17 protein-coding genes are annotated in these 18,742 nt (G+C 63.3%); 10 read left to right on the top strand and 7 right to left on the bottom strand.

The genetic code is table 11. The annotated features are described in order from the left end of the window. The coding region (locus A3A9_RS0131170; protein WP_027062132.1) for an IS5/IS1182 family transposase at positions 1-240 on the top strand (240 nt) is incomplete at its 5' end. A gap of 245 nt (positions 241-485) precedes the next feature. Here A3A9_RS0131170 and lepA read toward each other — a convergent pair. Next, the gene (gene lepA, locus A3A9_RS0131165) at positions 486-2,291 is read right to left on the bottom strand and encodes a translation elongation factor 4 (protein WP_027062131.1); all 1,806 of its coding nucleotides are present in this window, start codon (positions 2,289-2,291) and stop codon (positions 486-488) included. Between the two features lie 162 nt (positions 2,292-2,453). Between lepA and A3A9_RS0131160 the strand changes: the two genes are divergently transcribed. From A3A9_RS0131160 to msrA, 4 genes are all read left to right on the top strand, one after another. After that, positions 2,454-3,533, top strand: coding sequence for a pilus assembly protein TadG-related protein (locus tag A3A9_RS0131160; protein WP_027062130.1), 1,080 nt, complete (start codon positions 2,454-2,456; stop codon positions 3,531-3,533). Positions 3,534-3,828: 295 nt separating this feature from the next. Next, entirely contained in the window at positions 3,829-4,527 is a 699-nt protein-coding gene (locus A3A9_RS0131155) for a DUF1223 domain-containing protein (RefSeq protein ID WP_027062129.1), read from the top strand. A gap of 117 nt (positions 4,528-4,644) precedes the next feature. Further along, complete coding sequence (locus tag A3A9_RS0131150) at positions 4,645-5,010, top strand: hypothetical protein (protein WP_027062128.1); 366 nt, start codon at positions 4,645-4,647, stop codon at positions 5,008-5,010. Positions 5,011-5,222: 212 nt separating this feature from the next. After that, positions 5,223-5,951 (top strand): peptide-methionine (S)-S-oxide reductase MsrA, encoded by a 729-nt coding sequence (gene msrA / locus A3A9_RS0131145; RefSeq protein ID WP_027062127.1) that lies wholly within the window; start codon positions 5,223-5,225, stop codon positions 5,949-5,951. A gap of 108 nt (positions 5,952-6,059) precedes the next feature. Here the strand turns inward: msrA and A3A9_RS0131140 are convergent, their stop codons facing one another. Both A3A9_RS0131140 and A3A9_RS0131135 read right to left on the bottom strand, forming a co-directional pair. After that, complete coding sequence (locus A3A9_RS0131140; RefSeq protein WP_027062126.1) at positions 6,060-6,566, bottom strand: hypothetical protein; 507 nt, start codon at positions 6,564-6,566, stop codon at positions 6,060-6,062. A 335-nt stretch (positions 6,567-6,901) separates the two neighbouring features. Continuing rightward, complete coding sequence (locus A3A9_RS0131135) at positions 6,902-7,174, bottom strand: DUF4242 domain-containing protein (protein ID WP_027062125.1); 273 nt, start codon at positions 7,172-7,174, stop codon at positions 6,902-6,904. 237 nt (positions 7,175-7,411) lie between these two features. Between A3A9_RS0131135 and A3A9_RS0131130 the strand changes: the two genes are divergently transcribed. Further along, positions 7,412-10,006 (top strand): ATP-binding protein, encoded by a 2,595-nt coding sequence (locus A3A9_RS0131130; RefSeq protein ID WP_245279163.1) that lies wholly within the window; start codon positions 7,412-7,414, stop codon positions 10,004-10,006. A 32-nt stretch (positions 10,007-10,038) separates the two neighbouring features. On the opposite strand, the gene A3A9_RS0131125 is transcribed toward A3A9_RS0131130, so the two are convergent. From A3A9_RS0131125 to A3A9_RS0131115, 3 genes are all read right to left on the bottom strand, one after another. Next, on the bottom strand, positions 10,039-11,043 hold the full coding sequence (locus A3A9_RS0131125) for a cytochrome d ubiquinol oxidase subunit II (RefSeq protein ID WP_027062123.1): 1,005 nt from the start codon (positions 11,041-11,043) through the stop codon (positions 10,039-10,041). Positions 11,044-11,047: 4 nt separating this feature from the next. Then, a complete protein-coding gene (locus A3A9_RS0131120) occupies positions 11,048-12,409 on the bottom strand; it encodes a cytochrome ubiquinol oxidase subunit I (protein ID WP_027062122.1) in 1,362 nt (453 codons plus the stop codon). 119 nt (positions 12,410-12,528) lie between these two features. Further along, positions 12,529-13,017, bottom strand: coding sequence for a MarR family winged helix-turn-helix transcriptional regulator (locus tag A3A9_RS0131115; RefSeq protein ID WP_027062121.1), 489 nt, complete (start codon positions 13,015-13,017; stop codon positions 12,529-12,531). A gap of 60 nt (positions 13,018-13,077) precedes the next feature. Between A3A9_RS0131115 and A3A9_RS0131110 the strand changes: the two genes are divergently transcribed. From A3A9_RS0131110 to A3A9_RS0131100, 3 genes are all read left to right on the top strand, one after another. Beyond that, positions 13,078-14,034: a quinone oxidoreductase family protein gene (locus A3A9_RS0131110; protein ID WP_027062120.1), complete on the top strand. Its 957-nt coding sequence runs from the start codon at positions 13,078-13,080 to the stop codon at positions 14,032-14,034. Positions 14,035-14,201: 167 nt separating this feature from the next. Then, positions 14,202-15,128, top strand: coding sequence for an ABC transporter ATP-binding protein (locus tag A3A9_RS0131105; protein WP_027062119.1), 927 nt, complete (start codon positions 14,202-14,204; stop codon positions 15,126-15,128). Continuing rightward, positions 15,125-15,886: an ABC transporter permease gene (locus tag A3A9_RS0131100; RefSeq protein ID WP_027032115.1), complete on the top strand. Its 762-nt coding sequence runs from the start codon at positions 15,125-15,127 to the stop codon at positions 15,884-15,886. The genes A3A9_RS0131105 and A3A9_RS0131100 overlap by 4 nt, the downstream gene beginning before the upstream one ends. A 193-nt stretch (positions 15,887-16,079) precedes the next feature. On the opposite strand, the gene A3A9_RS0131095 is transcribed toward A3A9_RS0131100, so the two are convergent. Then, positions 16,080-17,117 carry a phosphatidylglycerol lysyltransferase domain-containing protein gene (locus tag A3A9_RS0131095; RefSeq protein WP_027062118.1) on the bottom strand — a complete coding sequence of 346 codons (1,038 nt, stop codon included), beginning with the start codon at positions 17,115-17,117 and terminating at the stop codon, positions 16,080-16,082. A 417-nt stretch (positions 17,118-17,534) separates the two neighbouring features. Between A3A9_RS0131095 and A3A9_RS0131090 the strand changes: the two genes are divergently transcribed. Then, positions 17,535-18,722, top strand: a complete 1,188-nt coding sequence (locus tag A3A9_RS0131090; protein WP_027062117.1) for a flavin-containing monooxygenase — start codon at positions 17,535-17,537, stop codon at positions 18,720-18,722. Positions 18,723-18,742: the final 20 nt, after the last annotated feature.

Below are 18,742 nucleotides of genomic sequence, written 5' to 3'. Positions count from 1 at the left end.
GACGCCGACTGGTTCCGCACGGCCCTGGCCAAGCGCGGCATAGTCGCCTGTATCCCGTCCAAAGCCAACCGCAATCTGCCGATCCCGCACGACACCTTGCTCTACAAAAGCCGCCATAAGATCGAGAACATGTTTGGCAGGCTCAAGGACTGGCGGCGCATCCACACACGCTATGACCGCTGCGCCCACACCTTCATGTCCGCGATCTGCATCGCTGCAACCGTAATCTTCTGGCTCTGATCAATGAGTCCTGAGCCTAGATGAGATATATCCAAATTTCGTCCCCCAGGCCGCAGAATAACAAGCACCGCTGCGTGATCGTACATGACTCTTGAGCTTCACTGGAGTCAGCGGTATGCCTTAAGTGCGAGTCACCGCACTTCCGCAACCCCCGGGGTGGGACCCGCTGCCTGCGGCAGCTCCCACCCGGATTTGCGCTCGCATCGACCCACCGGGTCGATGCGTCCGGCCGAAGGCCGGACCGCTCAATCCCCCATCTTCAGCGCCTGGATAAACGCCTCCTGCGGGATATCGACCTTGCCGAACTGGCGCATCCGCTTCTTGCCTTCTTTCTGCTTGTCCAAGAGCTTGCGTTTGCGCGAGACGTCGCCGCCGTAGCACTTCGCGGTCACATCCTTGCGCAGCGCCGAGATGGTTTCGCGGGCGATGACCTTGCCGCCGATCGCGGCCTGGACCGGGATCTTGAACAGATGGTTGGGGATCAGCTCCTTGAGCTTCTCGACCATCTGCCTTCCGCGCTTTTCCGCCGCCGTGCGGTGCACCAGCATGGACAGCGCGTCGACCGGCTCCTCATTGACCAGGATCGACATTTTCACCAGGTCGCCTTCCTTGTAGTCGGTGAGGTGGTAGTCGAAGGAGGCGTAGCCCTTGGAGATCGATTTCAGCCGGTCATAGAAGTCGAAGACCACTTCATTGAGCGGCAGATCGTAGGTCAGCATGGCGCGCTTGCCGACATAGGACAGGTCGGCCTGGATGCCGCGCCGGTCCTGGCAGAGTTTGAGAATGCCGCCGAGATAGTCGTCGGGGGTCAGGATGGTGGCGCGGATCCACGGCTCCTCGATCGACGCGATCTTCACCACGTCGGGCATGTCGGCCGGGTTGTGCAGCTCCTTCTCCGTGCCGTCATTGAGCTGCAGCCGGTAGACGACGGAGGGCGCGGTCGCGATCAGGTCGAGGTTGAACTCGCGCTCCAGCCGCTCCTGGATGATTTCCAGATGCAGCAAGCCAAGGAAGCCGCAGCGATAGCCGAAGCCGAGCGCTGCACTGGTTTCCATCTCATAAGAGAAAGAAGCGTCGTTGAGGCGCAGCTTGCCGACGGCGGCGCGCAGATCCTCGAAATCGGCGGCATCGACCGGGAACAGGCCGCAGAACACCACCGGCTGCGCCGGCTTGAAGCCGGGCAGGGCCTTTGCCGTCTGGCGCTTGTCCTCGGTGATGGTGTCGCCGACGCGTGTGTCGGCCACTTCCTTGATCGAGCCGGTGAAGAAGCCGAACTCGCCGGGGCCAAGCTCGTCGACATTGATGCGGGCGGGCGTGAACACGCCGGTGCGCTCGACCAGGTGCTTGGCGCCGGTGCCCATCATGCGGATGGTCTGGCCCTTTTTCAAAACGCCGTCGATGACGCGCACAAGAACGATGACGCCCAGATAGGCGTCATACCAGCTATCGACCAGCATCGCCTTCAAGGGAGCGTTGGCATCGCCCTCGCGCGGCGGCGGCAATTGGTGGACGATGGCTTCGAGCACATCGGGAATGCCAAGCCCGGTCTTGGCCGAGATCAGCACGGCGTTGGAAGCGTCGATGCCGATCACCTCCTCGACCTGCTCGCGGATGCGCTCGGGCTCGGCGGCCGGCAGGTCGACCTTGTTCAGCACCACGACGATCTCGTGGTTGTTGTCGATCGCCTGGTAGACATTGGCCAGCGTCTGCGCCTCGACGCCTTGGCTGGCGTCGACGACCAGCAGCGAGCCCTCGCAGGCGGCCAGCGACCGCGAGACTTCATAGGCGAAGTCGACATGGCCGGGCGTGTCGATCAGGTTGAGGATATAGTCCTCGCCATTGTTGGCGCGGTACTTCAGCCGCACCGTCTGCGCCTTGATGGTGATGCCGCGCTCGCGCTCGATGTCCATCGAGTCCAGCACCTGCTCCTTCATGTCGCGTAGCTCCAGCCCGCCGGTGGACTGGATCAGCCGGTCGGCAAGCGTGGATTTGCCATGGTCGATATGCGCGACGATGGAGAAATTGCGGATGTGGTCGAGGGGCGTGCTCATCCGCGCGCTTTAGCAGGGGCGGAAAGCTGCGGCAAGCGGCGGCCTGTGCCGACCATTTCGGCCGAATTGCGGGAATATCGATAAAATTTAACCAAACGCATTAGAGCATAATTTCAGACTCGTATGTTAGCTCTGCCGGATATTACGTTGAAAGGGCTGAGAATGCGGGGGATTGCGGTCAGGTTCATGGAGTCGCGCAGCGGCTCGATAGTGCCATTGTTCTTTCTCATGCTGGTGCCGATTATATCCGCGATCGGCTTCTCGGTCGACTATACCAGCGCGATCCAAACCCGGTCCAACCAGCAGCAGGCGCTGGATGCCGCGCTGCTGTCGATCACCACCATGGACACCACCTCGACGCTGGCGCAGCGTCAAACGGCGCTGCAGGATTCCTTCACCGCCAATGGTGGCCTGGGCACTGCGACGCTGAACAGTTTTGTGGCTGGTACCACCACCGCCGCCGCCACCGGCCAGGCCTCGGCAAGTTTCTCCATGCCGACCATTTTCATGAAGATCGCCAGGATCGACAGCGTGCCCGTTGCCGTCGCGTCGGCGGTCAGCAAGCCGCCGGCGCTGGTCAATGCGACCTTCAAGATCACCAAGGTGTCGGGCTGGTGGAACAAGACGATGACGCTCTACGGCACCCAATTTGGAGCGACGACGGCCAAAGCGCTGATGTCTATCGAGTATGCCTATAACGGCTTCGGGGATCCGAAGGGCTACGGCACCACGAACGTGTACACGATCACCAACAATGGTGGCGCGGACATCAAGACGCTCGTCCAGTCGCAAGTTTGCACCACCGCCAAGGTGAACAATTTCAACAATCTCCCCGCCGGTGCGATCACGCAGACCAGCGGCAGTAACAAATATCTGACAACCTGCGTCGACACCATGTATCCGGCCAACGGCTCAGGCGCGGCAATCGATGTCAGCCAGATGGGTGGCCTCTCTCTTCAGATGTACGTGCCATCGGGCAACCCGCAATACCTCAACTCGGACGATGCGAGCACCTCCAACCGACTTTATAGCGGGGTGGATGCGAACAGCCTGATCGAGACCGCGACCGGGACGAAGGTCGACATCTTCTCCATCGTGCCTTGCGGCGTCACCAGCTATCAAGCCTGGGAAGACGGTGGCACAACGGTGCCGACTCCGTCCGCAAATGCCGACTTTTTCTACAACGTCACCGGCAAGTGCGACTTCAACAAGCGGCCCTCGGACACAGCGCTGACGCAGTAAGGTTGACGCGGCCCTCCCCCTTGCGGGGGAGATGGCCGGCAGGCCAGTGACTCGCCCCTGGCGGTGATCGGCGCGCAGCGCCGAGACGGATGAGGGGTGCTCCAGCGGAGTGAGGCGTTGGTGTTCCCTGGAACACCCCTCATCCGTCGCCTTCGGCGACACCTTCTCCCACAAGGGGAGAAGGAAGAGGCGCCCCTCATCACAAACCGGTGAGCGCTGTAACGAAGCCCGTGGCGGCAACGAAGTGGGGACATGAGCGGCGCATATCGGCGCCGTCACCCACGGGAGCCAGCCAATGTCCAAACGCAGCAAGCTGATCGCATTGTCCAGCCTGGGAGCCCTCGCGCTCGCGGCCTCGCTCGGTGCCGCGGCCGCGCAGCCGCTCAGCGTGGTCGAGCTGTTCACCAGCCAGGGCTGCTCGTCCTGCCCGCCGGCCAACGCCAATCTCATCAAGGTCAAGGACCAGCCGGGCGTGCTGGCGCTGTCCTTCAACGTCACCTACTGGGATTATCTCGGCTGGAAGGACACGTTCGGCAAGCAGGAATTCACCCAGCGCCAGGTGTCTTATGAGCCGCCGCTCGGCCATGACGGGCCGTTCACGCCGCAGGTGGTGGTCAACGGCCACGCCGATGTCGTCGGTGCCGCACCGGGCGAAATCGAGCATCTGATCGCGGCGACGGCCAAGACCGGCGGTCCTTCGCTGTCGCTTGGCGACGGCAAGGTCTCGATCGGCGCCGGCGCGGCACCCGGCGGCAAGGCCGATGTCTGGCTGGTGCGCTATGCCAAGGGCGTCGTGCAGGTGCCGGTGGCGCGTGGCGAAAACACCGGCCGCACGCTGCCGCACGCCAACGTCGTGCATGGGCTGACAAAACTCGGCAGCTGGACCGGCGACGCCACCGCCTATGCGCTGCCCGCCGCGCCCAGTGGTCTCACCACCGCCGTGCTGGTGCAATCACCGGGCGGCGGGCCGATCCTCGCCGCCGCGACGAACTAGAAAACTCGCCTCAACAAGAATTTGCGCAACGCCGCACGAGCGGCGTCGCGAAATACCGACGGCATGAGCCGTCACCCCAACAATCCGCCGTCACCCCAACAACCCAAGGAGACCATCATGACTACCTTTTCCCGCTTGACGCTGCCCGCACTCGCCCTCGCTCTGAGCTCGACTATGCTGCTGGCCGGCGGCATCGCCCGCGCCGATGACGCCACCAACGCCATGAAACCCGCCGCCAATGCGATGAAGCCAGCGGCGGATGCCATGAAACCGGCAACCGATGCGATGAAGCCGGCCGACCCGATGGCCACCAACGCCATGAAGCCAGCTGACAATGCGATGAAGCCGGCAGCGGATGCCATGAAGCCTGCGGCGGATGCGATGAAGCCAGCCGCCGACGCAATGAAGCCTGCGGCGGATGCCATGAAACCGGCCGCCGACGCGATGAAGCCCGCGGCGGATGCGATGAAGCCGGCGCAGTAAGCCAGGCAGGCTCCCCCTCACCCAGCCTCCGCTTCGCTCGGCTGACCTCTCCCCGGTGGGGAGAGGAGACTGTCAGAGCCGGCGCCAACCTCTTCTCCCCTTGGGGAGAAGGTGGCCCGAAGGGCCGGATGAGGGGCAGCGCCGCACGGCAAATTGAGAACTGCTTCTCGGCTCGCGTCGTATATATTGGAACAACAACAGGAGATCAGAACATGACCGGTATCGAAAAGACACGGCCGTTCTTTACCCGCGGCGCGCTGGCCGTGCTCGGTTTTGCAGCGGTGGCGGCGGCCGCCTTCTGGCAGACCCCAGCGCGCTCTGCGGAAGACGCCGTGGTGATCCCGCCGCCGGCAATGGACGAAAAGGCCGCCAGCGGCAGCGAAAAGGCAATCTTCGCCGGCGGCTGCTTCTGGGGCGTGCAGGGCGTGTTCCAGCACGTCAAGGGCGTCAGCAAGGCTGTCTCCGGCTACACCGGCGGCGCCAAGGATGACGCCGTCTACGAGACCGTCGGCACCGGCCGCACCGGCCATGCCGAATCCGTCGAGATCACCTATGACCCGTCGAAGGTGACCTATGGCCAGCTGCTGCAGGTCTATTTCTCGGTCGCCCACAACCCGACGCAGCTCAACTTCCAGGGGCCGGACTCGGGCACCCAGTACCGCTCGACGGTCTTTGCCGAAAACGATGCGCAGGCAAAGATCGCGCAGAGCTACATCGCCCAGCTCGACAAAGCCAAGCTGTTTGGCGCGCCGATCGTCACCACGATCGAGACCGGCAAGACGTTCTACCCGGCCGAGAACTATCACCAGGACTTTCTGACGCTGAACCCGACCTATCCCTACATCGTCTACAACGACCTGCCCAAGGTGGCGAACCTGAAGCAGCTGTTTCCGGCGCTGTACAGTGACAAGCCAGTGCTGGTGCTGTCGGCCAGCAATTGATCTTTCGCGGCTCGCTGGGGGGTGAGTGACCCCCGGGACCTGCCGATGTCCGCCCGCCCCCGCCTTGGATGGGCTATGGATGCCGGCCAGTCCCGGGGCGAAGGCCGGCTACATGCCGTCGGCCTTCATTGCGTCGCACGACACATCAGGGTTCATGTCGGCGAAGGTGCCGGTCGGGTTCTTCTTCCAGGCCCAGACATGCAGCTCATAGAACGGGCCGAGACCGTAGCGGTTGGGCGCGCTGTTGAAGTTGAACAGCTGACCCTCCAGCGAGGCCGGGCCTTTCGAGGTGATGTACTCGACAGCCACCAGCTTCAGCTTGCCGTCCGCCATCGGCTCGTACATGACCGCTTCGGGCTTGGCGAGATCGACCGCATCGTCCTTCAGATAGGCCGGGTTGACATAGTGGATGCCCATGGCGCCGCCGGTGATGCCACTGGCGCAAGGGATCGGCGAATAGCCTTCCGCGGTGGCCATCGCCACATTCTCGAAACGGCTGTTGGCTGCCCGCACCTGCTCATCCAGCCTGCCCGTATCGTGAGCATTCGCGGCCGTGGCCGCGATCGACAGGATCGACAGGTTGATGAGGTGTTTGGTCCACAGATGGATGTTCATTTTCTCTCCTCGTTGGTGAAGGTGCACGGGAGCCGCCGCTCCCGCTGTGGCGTCGGATGGCTGCGCGTATTCAGTGGTTCCGGGTGAAGTCCCAGTACTGTGGCAGCTCCTCGAGCTCCGGCAGGCCGATATCGCGTCTCAGATAATCGTCCTGCGGAGGCAACCGGCGCCGGCTCGAGCGCAATGGTGCGAACAGCAACGAGGCAAGCCACCGGAAAAACCGGCCCAGTAACGAGCCTCTTCCGACTGGTCTCGAATCCGCCAGCACCTCGCCGAATGAGCTGTCAGGCAAGCCGCCACCGCTGCGAAGGGCAGTTGCATGGTCATTGTCGGGATCAACGGTAAAAGTAAGGGTCAAGGACCCGCACCTCCGTGATCTTGTCGACCGGCAGCGCATTCTTCTGCGCGGTGCTGCGGATCGCTTCCGGCGAGGGCGCGTCATAGATGCAGAAGCTCTGCTTCTTGTCGGGCGAGACGAAGGACTGCACCCAGGTGACGCCCTTCTCGGCATTGCGCATGATGACGCCGGCCAGCGCGTCGGCGCCGGCATCATTCATCGGCACGCTGAGACCGGCAGGAAATGTACGTTCAACAACATAGCGAGGCATATCAGGTTTCCCTTCTCCATTGATCCACGCTCGATTTGAGCGCGGCTGGACATTGATCACGCTCGTCGAGGGCGCACATCGGAACCTTTCCCTATGTTTTGTGGGAAGATTCCCTATATTGCCGGCGTTATGTGGAGAATGGCACCGGAATGTGTGGAGGGTCACATTTTCGGGCAAGCGCCTTGGACAGTCGTGGCGGATGTCCAGCGCAGCGGTAAAACCGACCCCAATTGAGCGATGACGATGCTTCTGGAACGGCAGGCGCAGTTGGCGCAACTGGACGAACTTTTGGCGGAAGCCAGCCGCGGCCGCGGCCGCGTGGTGGCGCTGTCGGGTGAGGCAGGGGCCGGCAAGTCGGCGCTGGTCGAAGCCTTTACCGGCCGCGCCGGGCCAGATGCGCGCATCTTCCGCAGCGCCTGCGAGGACCTGTCGATCCCCGATCCGCTAGGGCCGCTCTACGACCTCGCCCGCGAGGCGCAATGGGCGATGCCGCAGGCAATCGATGCAAGGCAGGGACAGAGGCTGCCGCTGTTTTCCGATGCGATGGAGGTTTTCGAGGCAAGGTCGGGTACGACGCTGCTGGTGATCGAGGATCTGCACTGGGCCGATGACGCGACGCTCGATTTCGTCCGCTTTCTCGGCCGCCGCATCGCCAACACCCACATCCTGCTGCTTTTGACGGCGCGCACCGACCGCAGCGAAGGACAGATGCGGGTGCGCCGTGCGCTCGGCGAAATTCCCGCCGGCAATATCGTGCGGATCGATGTGCCGCTGCTGAGCGAAGAAGCGGTGCTCTCGCTTGCCATTGCCGCCGGCCGCGATGGCGATGCCATCTACCGGGCAACGGCCGGCAACGCCTTCTTCGTCACCGAGCTATTGTGCGCCGACAATGAGATGACGCCACCTGCCAGTGTGCGCGACGCCGTCGTTGCACGGGCCGAACGGCTGTCGGCCGGCGCCCGCTCGATGCTCGATGCGGTGTCGGTGTTTCCCAGGCGCGCCGACGCCTGGGCCTTGCAGGGCCTGTGCGGCGTGGCCGCGGCCGGGCAACTCGCGGAATGTGTGTCGAATGGGCTGCTGGACGATCTGGGCGACGGCTACGCTTTCCGGCACGAGATCGCACGCCGCGCCATCGAAATGATGCTGACGACGAGTTCCAGAAGACTGTTCAACCAGCGTGCGCTGTCGGCGCTGCTTGAGAATAGCAGTGTCGCCACCGCACGCCTCGTCCACCATGCGGTGGAAGCGCACAATTTCGAGGCGGTACGCGCGTTCGCACCGGTCGCCGCCCGCGAGGCTTCCCGTGTCGGCGCCCATCGCGACGCCGCCGGCTACTACGAGGTTGCCTTGCGCCAGGCCGATACCTTGCCTGAGGACGAGCGCGCCAGCCTTTACGAGCAATATGCCTTCGAGTGCCATTTGATTGCGCGCATAGACGAGGCCATCAAGGCGCAGGAGCAGGCGCGTGTGTTGCAACAGGCGCTTGGCAACAAGCTGAAGGAAGGCGACAGCCTCAGATGGCTATCGCGCTTCGCCTATCTCCTGGGCGACCGGCAGGCCGCAGACATGTTCGGCGCCCAAGCGGTTACCTTGCTGGAGACCGTACCGGCCAGTGCCGAGCTGGCCATGGCCTATTCGAACCTTTCTCAATTGGCGATGCTGGCTGAAAGGCTGGACGAAACCTTGTCGCTGGGAGCCAGGGCGATCGAGCTCGCCGAACGGTTGAACAGGCCGGAAGTCGTTTGCCACGCTCTAAACAATGTCGGCGCCGCCGAGCAGTGGTTGGACCTGGACTCAAGTCGGCTGCATCTCGCTCGCAGCCTCGAAATCGCGCTGGAACACAATTTTCAGGAGCACGCGGCGCGGGCCTTCACCAATTGCGCCTGTGGCGGCATGAATCAACTCGAATACAGCCAGGCTCAGTCCTTCCTCGATCGCGGCATCGACTATTGCGTCGACAACGATCTGGCGACGTGGCGTGATTACATGCGTGGTGTGCGGGCGCAGTTGTTGCTGCGTCAGGGATGCTGGGATGAAGCGGCTGCCGAGGCACTGGATGTGATTGCCAACGACCGCGCGACCGCCCTGGTGCGCTATCCGGCCTTGGTGGCGCTGTCGCGGCTGAGGGTTCGCCGCGGTGACCCATCGCCAGAGCCGCTGCTGGCCGAGATGAAGCAGTTTCTGGAAAAGGGAGCCGAGCTGCAGCGCCTGTTGCCCTACGCGGCGGTGATTGCCGAGCAGGCCTGGCTGGGCGAGGCGGACACGGACGAGGCGCTGCGGCTGATCGGCTTTGCCGAGGGCCTGTCGCCGACACGGGCGGTGTTCGCCGAACTGGCCGGCTGGCGGCAGCTGCTGGCACCCGATATCGATCCGGGCGACACATCAGGCATGGCCGCGCCCTACCGGATGCTGCTGGCTGGAGACTGGCGGGGCGCGGCCATTGTCTGGGCGGAACTCGACGCCCCTTACGAACGTGCGCTGGCACTCGCCCAGGGCGACGAGGCCGCACAACGGGAGGCGCTGGAGATTCTCGAGGCGCTTGGCGCCCGGCCCGTCGCAAACCATGTGCGCGACCTCATGCGGCAGAACGGCGTCATTCGCATTGCCAGGGGGCCGCGCCGCACCACCCGTGCCAACAGCGCTGGCCTGACCCAGCGCCAGATGGAAGTGCTGCAGCTGATCGAGCGCGGCCTGTCCAACAAGCGCATTGCCGAGCATCTCGCCATTTCGCCCAAGACGGTCGACCACCATGTTTCAGCGGTGCTGGGCAAGCTCGATGCCGTTTCGCGCGGCGAGGCCACGGCGGCCGCCCGTGACTCAGGGCTGATCTGAGGCGGTGTTGATCTGAGGTGGTCGGCGACGGCTCAGTCGTAGGTGAGGTCCGTCGCCTTGCCGCCGAACACGCGGTAGGCATAGAAGGAATAGAAGATGATGACCGGCAGCACGACCACGGTGCCGGCTAGGATGATCGCCAGGCTCTCCGTCGCCGAGGCCGCCTGCCAGATGGTCAGCTTGTCGGGCACCACGAACGGGTAGAACGACCAGGCGAGACCGGCGAAGCCGAGCGCGAAGATCGCCGCCAGCGTCAGGAACGGCCTGATCGCATGGCGATCGTCGGGCTTGGGCAGATGGAAGGTCTGCCGCCACAGCCAGAAAAACAGCAGCGCCGACAGGATCGGCAGCGGCGACAGGTAGAGCATTTCCGGCCAGACGAACCATTTGGCGAAGATGCGTGGGCTGGCAAAAGGCGTCGCCAGCGACACCGCGGCCATGCCGAGCGCGGTCAGCACCAGCGCGGTGCGCAGCCAGATCACTGCCTTCTTCTGCAACGCGCCTTCGGTCTTGTAGATCACCCAGGCCGCGCCCATCGCCGCGTAAGCCGCGGCCAGGCAGAACGCCACCAGCGCGCCGAACGCCATGCCGCCAATTCCGACATCGAGGCCGAGCACATAGACGCCCAGCATATAGCCTTGCGCCAGCGAAGCGATGACCGAGCCGAGGAAGAAAATGCGGTTCCAGCGGTGTTTCTTGCCGCTCGGCACCTTGGCGCGGAAGTCGAAGGCGACGCCGCGCAGGATCAGCCCGACCAGCAGCACGAACACCGGAATGTAGAGCGCGGTCAGGATGACGCCATGCGCCAGGGGAAAGGCGACCAGCAGCAGGCCGACGGCCAGCACCAGCCAGGTCTCGTTGGCATCCCAGAACGGGCCGATCGCCGCGATCATCGTGTCCTGCTCGGTATCTTCGGCGACCGAGAACAGGATGCCGATTCCGAGATCGAAACCGTCGAGGATGACGTAGATCAAGATGGCAAGCTCCATCAGGCCGGCGAAGATCAGCGGGAGAGCGGTTGGCCAGTCGAAGGTCATTTTCCTACTCCCCAGCCGCCGGTTGCGACATCGCTGCCTTCATGACCCCCGGCAACGGCGAGGTGTCGCCATCCTTCGCTGCCTTCAGCGCCAGGTGCACCAGCACGCCGAGATAGGCGATCAGCAACAGCGCGTAGAGAATGAGGTAGATGGCAAGCGTCAGCGCGACATGGCTGCCGGCCACCGGGCCAACCGCGTCGGCGGTTTTCAGCACGCCGGTCACCAGCCAGGGCTGGCGGCCGATCTCGGTCGTGTACCAGCCAGCCAGCGTCGCCAGCCAGCCCGACAGCGCCATCGGCACCATTAGCATGGCGAGCGGCTTCGGCAGGCTGTGCCGGCGCTTGAGGAAGAAGGCGGCCGACCAGGAGACGGCGAGCATCAGCAGGCCGGTACCGACCATGATGCGGAAACTCCAGAACAATGGAAAGACCGGCGGATGGTTGCCCGGAAAGTCGTTCAGCCCCGGCACCACGCCGCTGTCCGAGTGCCGCAGCACCAGGCTGGCGCCGTCGGGAATGGCGATCTCGAACCTGTTCTCCTTGGCCGCCTCGTCAGGCAGCGCGAACAGCACCAGCGGCACGTTGGGGCCGGTGTTCCAGTTGGCCTCCATGGCGGCGATCTTCTGCGGCTGGTGCTCCAGCGTGTTCAGCCCATGCTGGTCGCCGGCAAAGATCTGGATGGGGATCAGAACCGCCGCGGTGAAGACGCCGGTGCGCAGCGCCTTCCACATCGATTCCGAGCGGTCGCCCTTGAGGTAGCGCAGCGCCGACAGGCCGGCGATGAGGAACGACACTGTCAGGCCTGACGCGAGCAGCATGTGGACGAGCCGGTATGGCATCGACGGGTTGAAGACGATTGCCCACCAGTCGACGGCATGCGCCACGCCATCGCGCATCTCGAAACCGGCCGGCGTCTGCATCCAGGAATTGAGCGCGATGATCCAGAAGGCGGACAGAGTGGTGCCGCCGGCGACCAGCACCGTCGCCATCGTGTGGACGCGGTTGGAGACGCGGCGAAAGCCGAACAGCATGATGCCGAGGAAAGCAGCCTCGAGGAAGAAGGCGGTGAGGATCTCGTAGGCCAGAAGCGGTCCGGCGATGTTGCCGACCTTTTCCATGTAGCCCGGCCAGTTGGTGCCGAACTGGAAGCTCATGGTGACGCCCGAAACCACGCCCATGGCGAAGGACAGCGCGAACACCTTCACCCAGGTGAAATAGGCGCGCATCCAGGCGGAGTCGTTGGTCGCGTTGTAGCGCAGCTTGAAGAAAAGCAGCACCCAGCCAAGGGCAATGGTGATCGTTGGAAACAGAATATGAAACGAAATATTCGCGCCGAACTGCATGCGCGACAGTATGAGCGGGTCCATGGCGGGCTCCGGCTGCTTCTTATAGTGACGAGAATAGGCTTGTCGCGACCTGTGGTCAAAGCGGCGTGCTGCCGCGAGGCTGAACGCCACAGGACAATTTTACCGGTCGCACGTCGCGCTTACTCACGGCTCTCTGGCACCGCGCCAAGCGCATCCGCGAACTTGCGCATCAGACGCACGAGTTCTTCGATGTCATGCGCGTCCCAGGTCTCGAAAATGGCGCGGCCGATTTTTTCGCGTGCCGTATCGACAAGGTCGGTCATCGCCTTGCCCTTCGGGCTGATCACCGCCTCGCGCACGCGCCGGTCGGCGGCGCTGGCCTGGCGTTGCACCAGGCCAAGGCTCTCCAGCTTGGCGACCTGGCGGCTGACGGTCGTGTAGTCGCGCCCGACGCGATCGGCCATCTCGACGACGCCGATCGGCCCGAAGCGCTCGATGCCGACGAGCAGCGGGAACAGTGCCCGGTCGAGTGGAATGCCGGCCGCCTTGATCAGCAGTTCGTCGCGCTGCGGCCGGTTCATCACGCCGACAATATCGAGCACCGCCCCATGAATCTGCCGGAGCTGATCGGAGATATGTGTATTTTGCACATTTTTTGTTGACGGCATGCCGGGACTCCTTATATGTGCATTATACACATAATATGAGAGCCAGGAAGGCAAACCATCATGAAAGCCGCGATTGTCTCGAGCGCCGGGCGGGCGCCCATCTACAGCGATTTCCCCGAACCGGTTCCCGCGCCGGGCGAAACCTTAGTCACAGTCACCGCCGCAGCCATCAGCCATGTCGTCAAGAGCCGGGCCTCAGGCTCGCACTACAGCGCGTCCGGCCAGTTCCCCTTCGTCGTCGGCATCGATGGCGTCGGCCGGCTCGACAACGGCCGCAAGGTCTATTTCGCCCTGCCCAGGGCGCCTAATGGCAGCATGGCGGAGCGGACTGTTGTGCCCGAGGCGCATTGCGTGGCGCTGCCCGACGGGCTGGACGACATCACCGCCGCCGCCATCGCCAATCCCGGCATGTCGTCATGGGCCGCCTTTACCGAGCGGGCGAAGCTGAAGCCGGGCGAAACCGTGCTGGTCAACGGTGCCACCGGCACGGCGGGCCGCCTCGCCGTCCAGATCGCCAGGCATCTCGGTGCGAAAAAGATTATCGCCACCGCCCGCAACGCCGCCGCACTCGATGCGGTTGCTGCCCTTGGGGCGGATGTAACCATCCCGCTGATCGAGGACGGGGCGGCCCTGGAAGAAAGGTTCAAGCGGCAGTTCAGGGAGGGCGTGGATGTCGTCATCGACTATCTCTGGGGCAAAAGCGCCGAACACCTGCTGATCGCTGCCGCCAAGGCCAGCCCTGATGCTGTACCGGTCCGCTTCGTCCAGATCGGCGCCATCAGTGGCTCTGATATCACCTTGCCGGGCGCGGTTCTGCGTTCATCGGCGATTACCCTGATGGGCAGCGGCATCGGCAGCGTCCCACACGACCGCTTCATCGGCTGCACCGGCGATCTGCTGCGCGCTGTCGTGCCGGCCGGCCTTCAAATCGCCGCCACGCCGGTGCCGCTGGCTGATGTCGAACAGGCATGGGCTAGGGATGACAGCACCAGGCGCACCGTGTTCACGCTGTGCTAGCGGCAAGCCTGCCCATGGGCACGGGCAAAGCTTGCCTCGGTAGCTGGCCCGCAAGGGTCTCCCGGGACCGGGTGTCGAGAGCTGTCAGCAGCACCATTGACTTGCGGTTGCATGCAACGACATTCGGCCTATATCAGGGGACCTCTTTCAGGCAGCCGTTTTCAGCCATGCCCTCCATTCTGTCCATTTCCGGGGTCTCCAAGACCTATGCCACCGGCTTCACCGCGCTCAAGGAAGTCAATCTCGACATCCAGCGCGGCGAGATTTTCGCATTGCTCGGGCCGAACGGTGCCGGCAAGACGACGCTGATCTCGATCGTCTGCGGCATCGTCAACCGCTCGTCGGGCACCGTCACGGTCGACGGTCACGACATCAACAAGGATTACCGCGCCGCGCGCAGCCTGATTGGCCTGGTGCCGCAGGAACTGACCATCGACGCCTTCGAGAGCGTCTGGGCGACCGTCAGCTACAGCCGCGGCCTGTTCGGCAAGCCGGCCAATCCGGCGTTCGTCGAGAAGGTGCTGCGCGATCTGTCGCTGTGGGACAAGAAGGACGCCAAGGCGATCACGCTGTCGGGCGGCATGAAGCGAAGGCTGATGATCGCCAAGGCGCTGTCGCATGAGCCGCGCATCCTGTTCCTTGACGAGCCGACCGCCGGCGTCGACGTAGAGCTGCGCCAGGACATGTGGGAAATGGTGCGCAGGCTGCGCGAGGATGGCGTCACCATCATCCTAACCACCCATTATATCGAGGAAGCCGAGGCGATGGCCGACCGCGTCGGCGTCATCAATCGCGGCGAGATCATCCTGGTCGAGAACAAGGCCGAACTGATGCGCAAGCTCGGCCGCAAGCGGCTGGTGCTGGAACTGCGCAATCCGCTGACAGCCATGCCGGAAGCCCTTTCGCGCTATGCGCTGGAGCTGTCGGCGGATGGCGGGCAACTGACCTACACCTATGACAACCAGGCCGAGCGGCCGGGCGTCGCCTCGCTGATCCGCGACCTCGAGGCATCAGGCATCCAGTTCCGCGACATCGACACGCAAAACAGCTCGCTCGAGGAGATCTTCGTCAATTTGGTGAGGAGAGACGCATGAACCTGCGCGCGGTATGGGCGATCTACCGGATGGAAATGGCGCGTGCGTTTCGCACTGTGCTGCAGAGTATCGTCTCGCCGGTCATCTCGACATCGCTGTATTTCGTCGTCTTCGGTTCGGCCATCGGCTCGCGCATCACCGAGATCGACGGCATCAGCTACGGCGCCTTTATCGTGCCAGGGCTAATCATGCTGTCGCTGCTGACGCAGTCGATCTCCAACGCGTCCTTTGCCATCTACTTCCCGAAATTTGTCGGCTCGATCTACGAGCTTTTGTCGGCGCCGGTCTCCTATCTGGAGATCGTCATCGCCTATGTCGGCGGTGCCGCCACCAAATCGATCATTCTCGGCCTGATCATCCTGGCCACCGCCTCGCTGTTCGTGCCGCTCACCATCCTGCATCCATTCTGGATGGTCGCCTTCCTGGTGTTGACGGCGGTGACCTTCAGCCTGTTCGGCTTCATCATCGGCATCTGGGCGAAAAGCTTCGAGCAGCTGCAGCTGGTGCCGCTGTTGATCATCACGCCGCTGACCTTCCTCGGCGGCAGCTTCTATTCGATCAACATGCTGCCCGGCATCTGGAAGACGATCACGCTGTTCAACCCGGTCGTCTATCTGATCAGCGGCTTCCGCTGGAGTTTTTATGGCAAGTCCGACGTCTCGGTCGGCATCAGCCTCGGCATGACGCTGGTGTTCCTGGCCGTCTGCATAGCAATCGTCGCCTGGATCTTCAGGACTGGTTATCGCCTAAGGAACTGACGCGGCAAAGGCGCCTGAGACGCCGCCCAGATCTGTTGAGATTCAGGTCAGGCCGAGTCGAAAATGGTTGATACCGAGAACCGGAGCAGAGCGTACTTTTCGTACGTGAGCACAGTTCTATTGCGACGCAATAGAACGGGGAAGCGCAGGTATCAGCCATTTGCAGGCCGGCCTCACCTGAATATCGGCAGATCTAAATCGCCTTGACCAGCCTCAGCAGCCCCAGCATCTCGATATAAGTCCCTTCGCGAAAGGCGATGTAGACCGGCTCCTCCACGCCATGAAAACGGCGCTTGAACGCGGCCTGACCCTGCAAATTGAACCTGCGGCGGTTGATCCAGGGCGAGTCGTAGGCGCGCTGGAAGGTGTTGCGCCAGAAATCGCTTTCGGGAAATCCGCTCGGTCCGATGTCGAGCATGGGCGAGAGGCCAAGCGTGACCACCTGTATGCCTTCCTCGCGAAAACGGTCGACCGAGAACTTGGTCAGGCCGATCTCGGCATGCGGCGAGGCGTCGACATGCTTGCGCTTGAAGGCCGTGGTGTAGCCAATGACCTTGCCGTCGGCAAACAGCGGGTCGAAATCGAGCAACGCGATCAGCTCGCCATCGGGACCATGCAGGACAAAGCGGCGCATGTCGGTGCCGAGTTGCTCGTAAAACGGACGGTTGAGAAAACCCATCTCCCAGCGCTTGACGATGCGGTCTCCGCGCCAGTTTTGGGAGAGCCGCGCGATCTCGTCGAGGAAGACCGTCCGCTTGTCTTCTTCGAACGAAAAACCCTTCTTGAGCAGCCAGCGTTCGGAATAGCGCACGGTCTCGTTGCGCTTGCCGGAAAAATCGTGCTCGGGCAAGGCAAGGCGAGTGTCGACGCCCAGCCGGTTGACCTTGTAGCCGAGCCCGGCCAGCACGCGCGCGGTCTCTTCGCCGATCTGAACGAACCACGGGTTGCGGGCACTGTCGACAAAGCGCCTGATGTAGTCGGCTCGCTTCCCCAGTGCCGCCACCGGGTCGCCAAGCGCGAAATGATGTTTCATCTTGGTGCCAAAGGCGATGTAGCCATCGGCGTCGCCGAAATAGGACAGCTTTTGCTGAACGGCGGTGGAATAGGCCAGTGAGAAGTCCCCATGGCGGCGCACCAGCGCCAGCCTTTCGACATGCGTCAGCGCCTGGCGCTCGACCTTGGGCGAGGCACCCTCGAGGATTTTGTCGAAATAGATCCGCAAGGAGGCCATGGTCGAGATTCCGCGTGCCGTCTGTGGCGCGACATGCCTTCCGGCACGCAAGACGCGCCACGGCGTCTTATTTTTCGCGGGAAGCCGAAAACGGTTGCCGGTTTCGAATTCCTGCGTCGGTAACGAGATCCGCCAGCCCCCGCAGCTCGAATCAATCACATTGCCGCGACCTATTATCGCCGATGCCGCTGATATGCCATATAGGGCTGGATGGTTTCGGACAGAAGCGGGCAATCCGCTTCATGTCGTCGTTTGGGCGCATTTCAGCGATGGGAGTCGTTGCCGCTGGGCGGCGGAATGCCCTGGTGCGCAGCTGCGGCCCGGCGCAGGGCCTCGGGTCTGCGCGCGATCAAACGGTTACAACCTGCTGCGAGCCTTGCCGGGATGCGCGGCGGTTGAATGGGACTTAGAGAGTGAATGGCTGATACGACAACCAGACCGTTGGTGGAGCAGTTGGTGGCTGTCGAGCCGGCGATCGTCATTGGCGCCGGCGCCGCGGGACTGGCTGTCGCGCAGGCTTTGATGAAGGCCGGCGTGCCGGTGGCGATCCTGGAAAAGGAGAGCCGGCTGGCCGAGCCTTGGCATCGGCGGCACCAGCAGCTGCATCTCAACACCCATCGAGATCTCTCGGCACTGCCTGGCCTTGCCTATCCCGGGGATACCCCTGCCTTTCCGCACAGGAATATCGTTATCCGCCATATGAACGATTTCAAGGAGGCGAACCGGCTGCCGGTGGAGTATGGGGTTGCCGTCGAGACCATCGTGTTCAGGGGCGACCATTGGGCCGTGCGCACCAGCGCGGGCTCGCGCCTGGCGCGTCATGTCATTGTCGCCACCGGCCGCGACAAGGAGCCCTTCACGCCGCTGTGGAAGGGCACGCAGGCGTTTGCCGGACAGATCATCCATTCGGCTGATTTTGGCGACGCCAAGGCCTATGCCGGTAAGAAGGTGCTGGTCGTCGGCGCCGGCAATTCCGGCTTCGACGCCCTCAATCATCTGGCGGGCGTCGATACCGCTGCCATCTGGCTGTCGGCCCGCAGCGGCCCGGCTATCTTGCCCAAGCGTATCGGCAAGATTGCCGTGCACAGGCTGTCGCCGCTCACGGCACGTTTGCCGCTGCGAATGGCCGATGCCGTGATCGCGGCAACGCAGCGGCTGGTTTTCGGCGACCTGACCAAATTCGGCCTCCCCCCCGCACCTGCCGGTGGTGCGAGCCGCCTGACTTCGGACTACACCGCGATCGCCGCCGACGATGGCGCCGTCGACGCCATCAAATCGGGCAAGATCACCGTCGTGCCGGCGATACGGGAATTCAGCCGCGACGGCGTCATCCTGGCCAATGGCAGCCTGATCGATCCCGATATCGTCATCGCCGCGACGGGCTACCGCACCGGGCTGGAGCGCATGGTCGGCAATCTCGGCGTGCTCGACAGCAAGGGTGTTCCGCTCTTCAATGGCGGCGAAGGCGATCCGAAACTGCCCGGTCTGTGGTTCACCGGCATGCGGCCGAGCATTCGCGGCTGCTTCGCCAATGCCGGCATACTGGGCAAGGCGATCGCCAGGCAGATTGTCCGTTCCTCACAGCTATCCGGCGCGTCACGCTGATTTTATCGAGACGATAAAAT

It is taken from the genome of Mesorhizobium loti CJ3sym (assembly GCF_000472785.1).
In the GTDB taxonomy this organism is placed as follows: Bacteria; Pseudomonadota; Alphaproteobacteria; order Rhizobiales; family Rhizobiaceae; genus Mesorhizobium; species Mesorhizobium loti_E.
The sequence above is the reverse complement of the archived record's forward strand: the minus strand, read 5'-3'. Positions and strand labels throughout refer to the sequence as shown.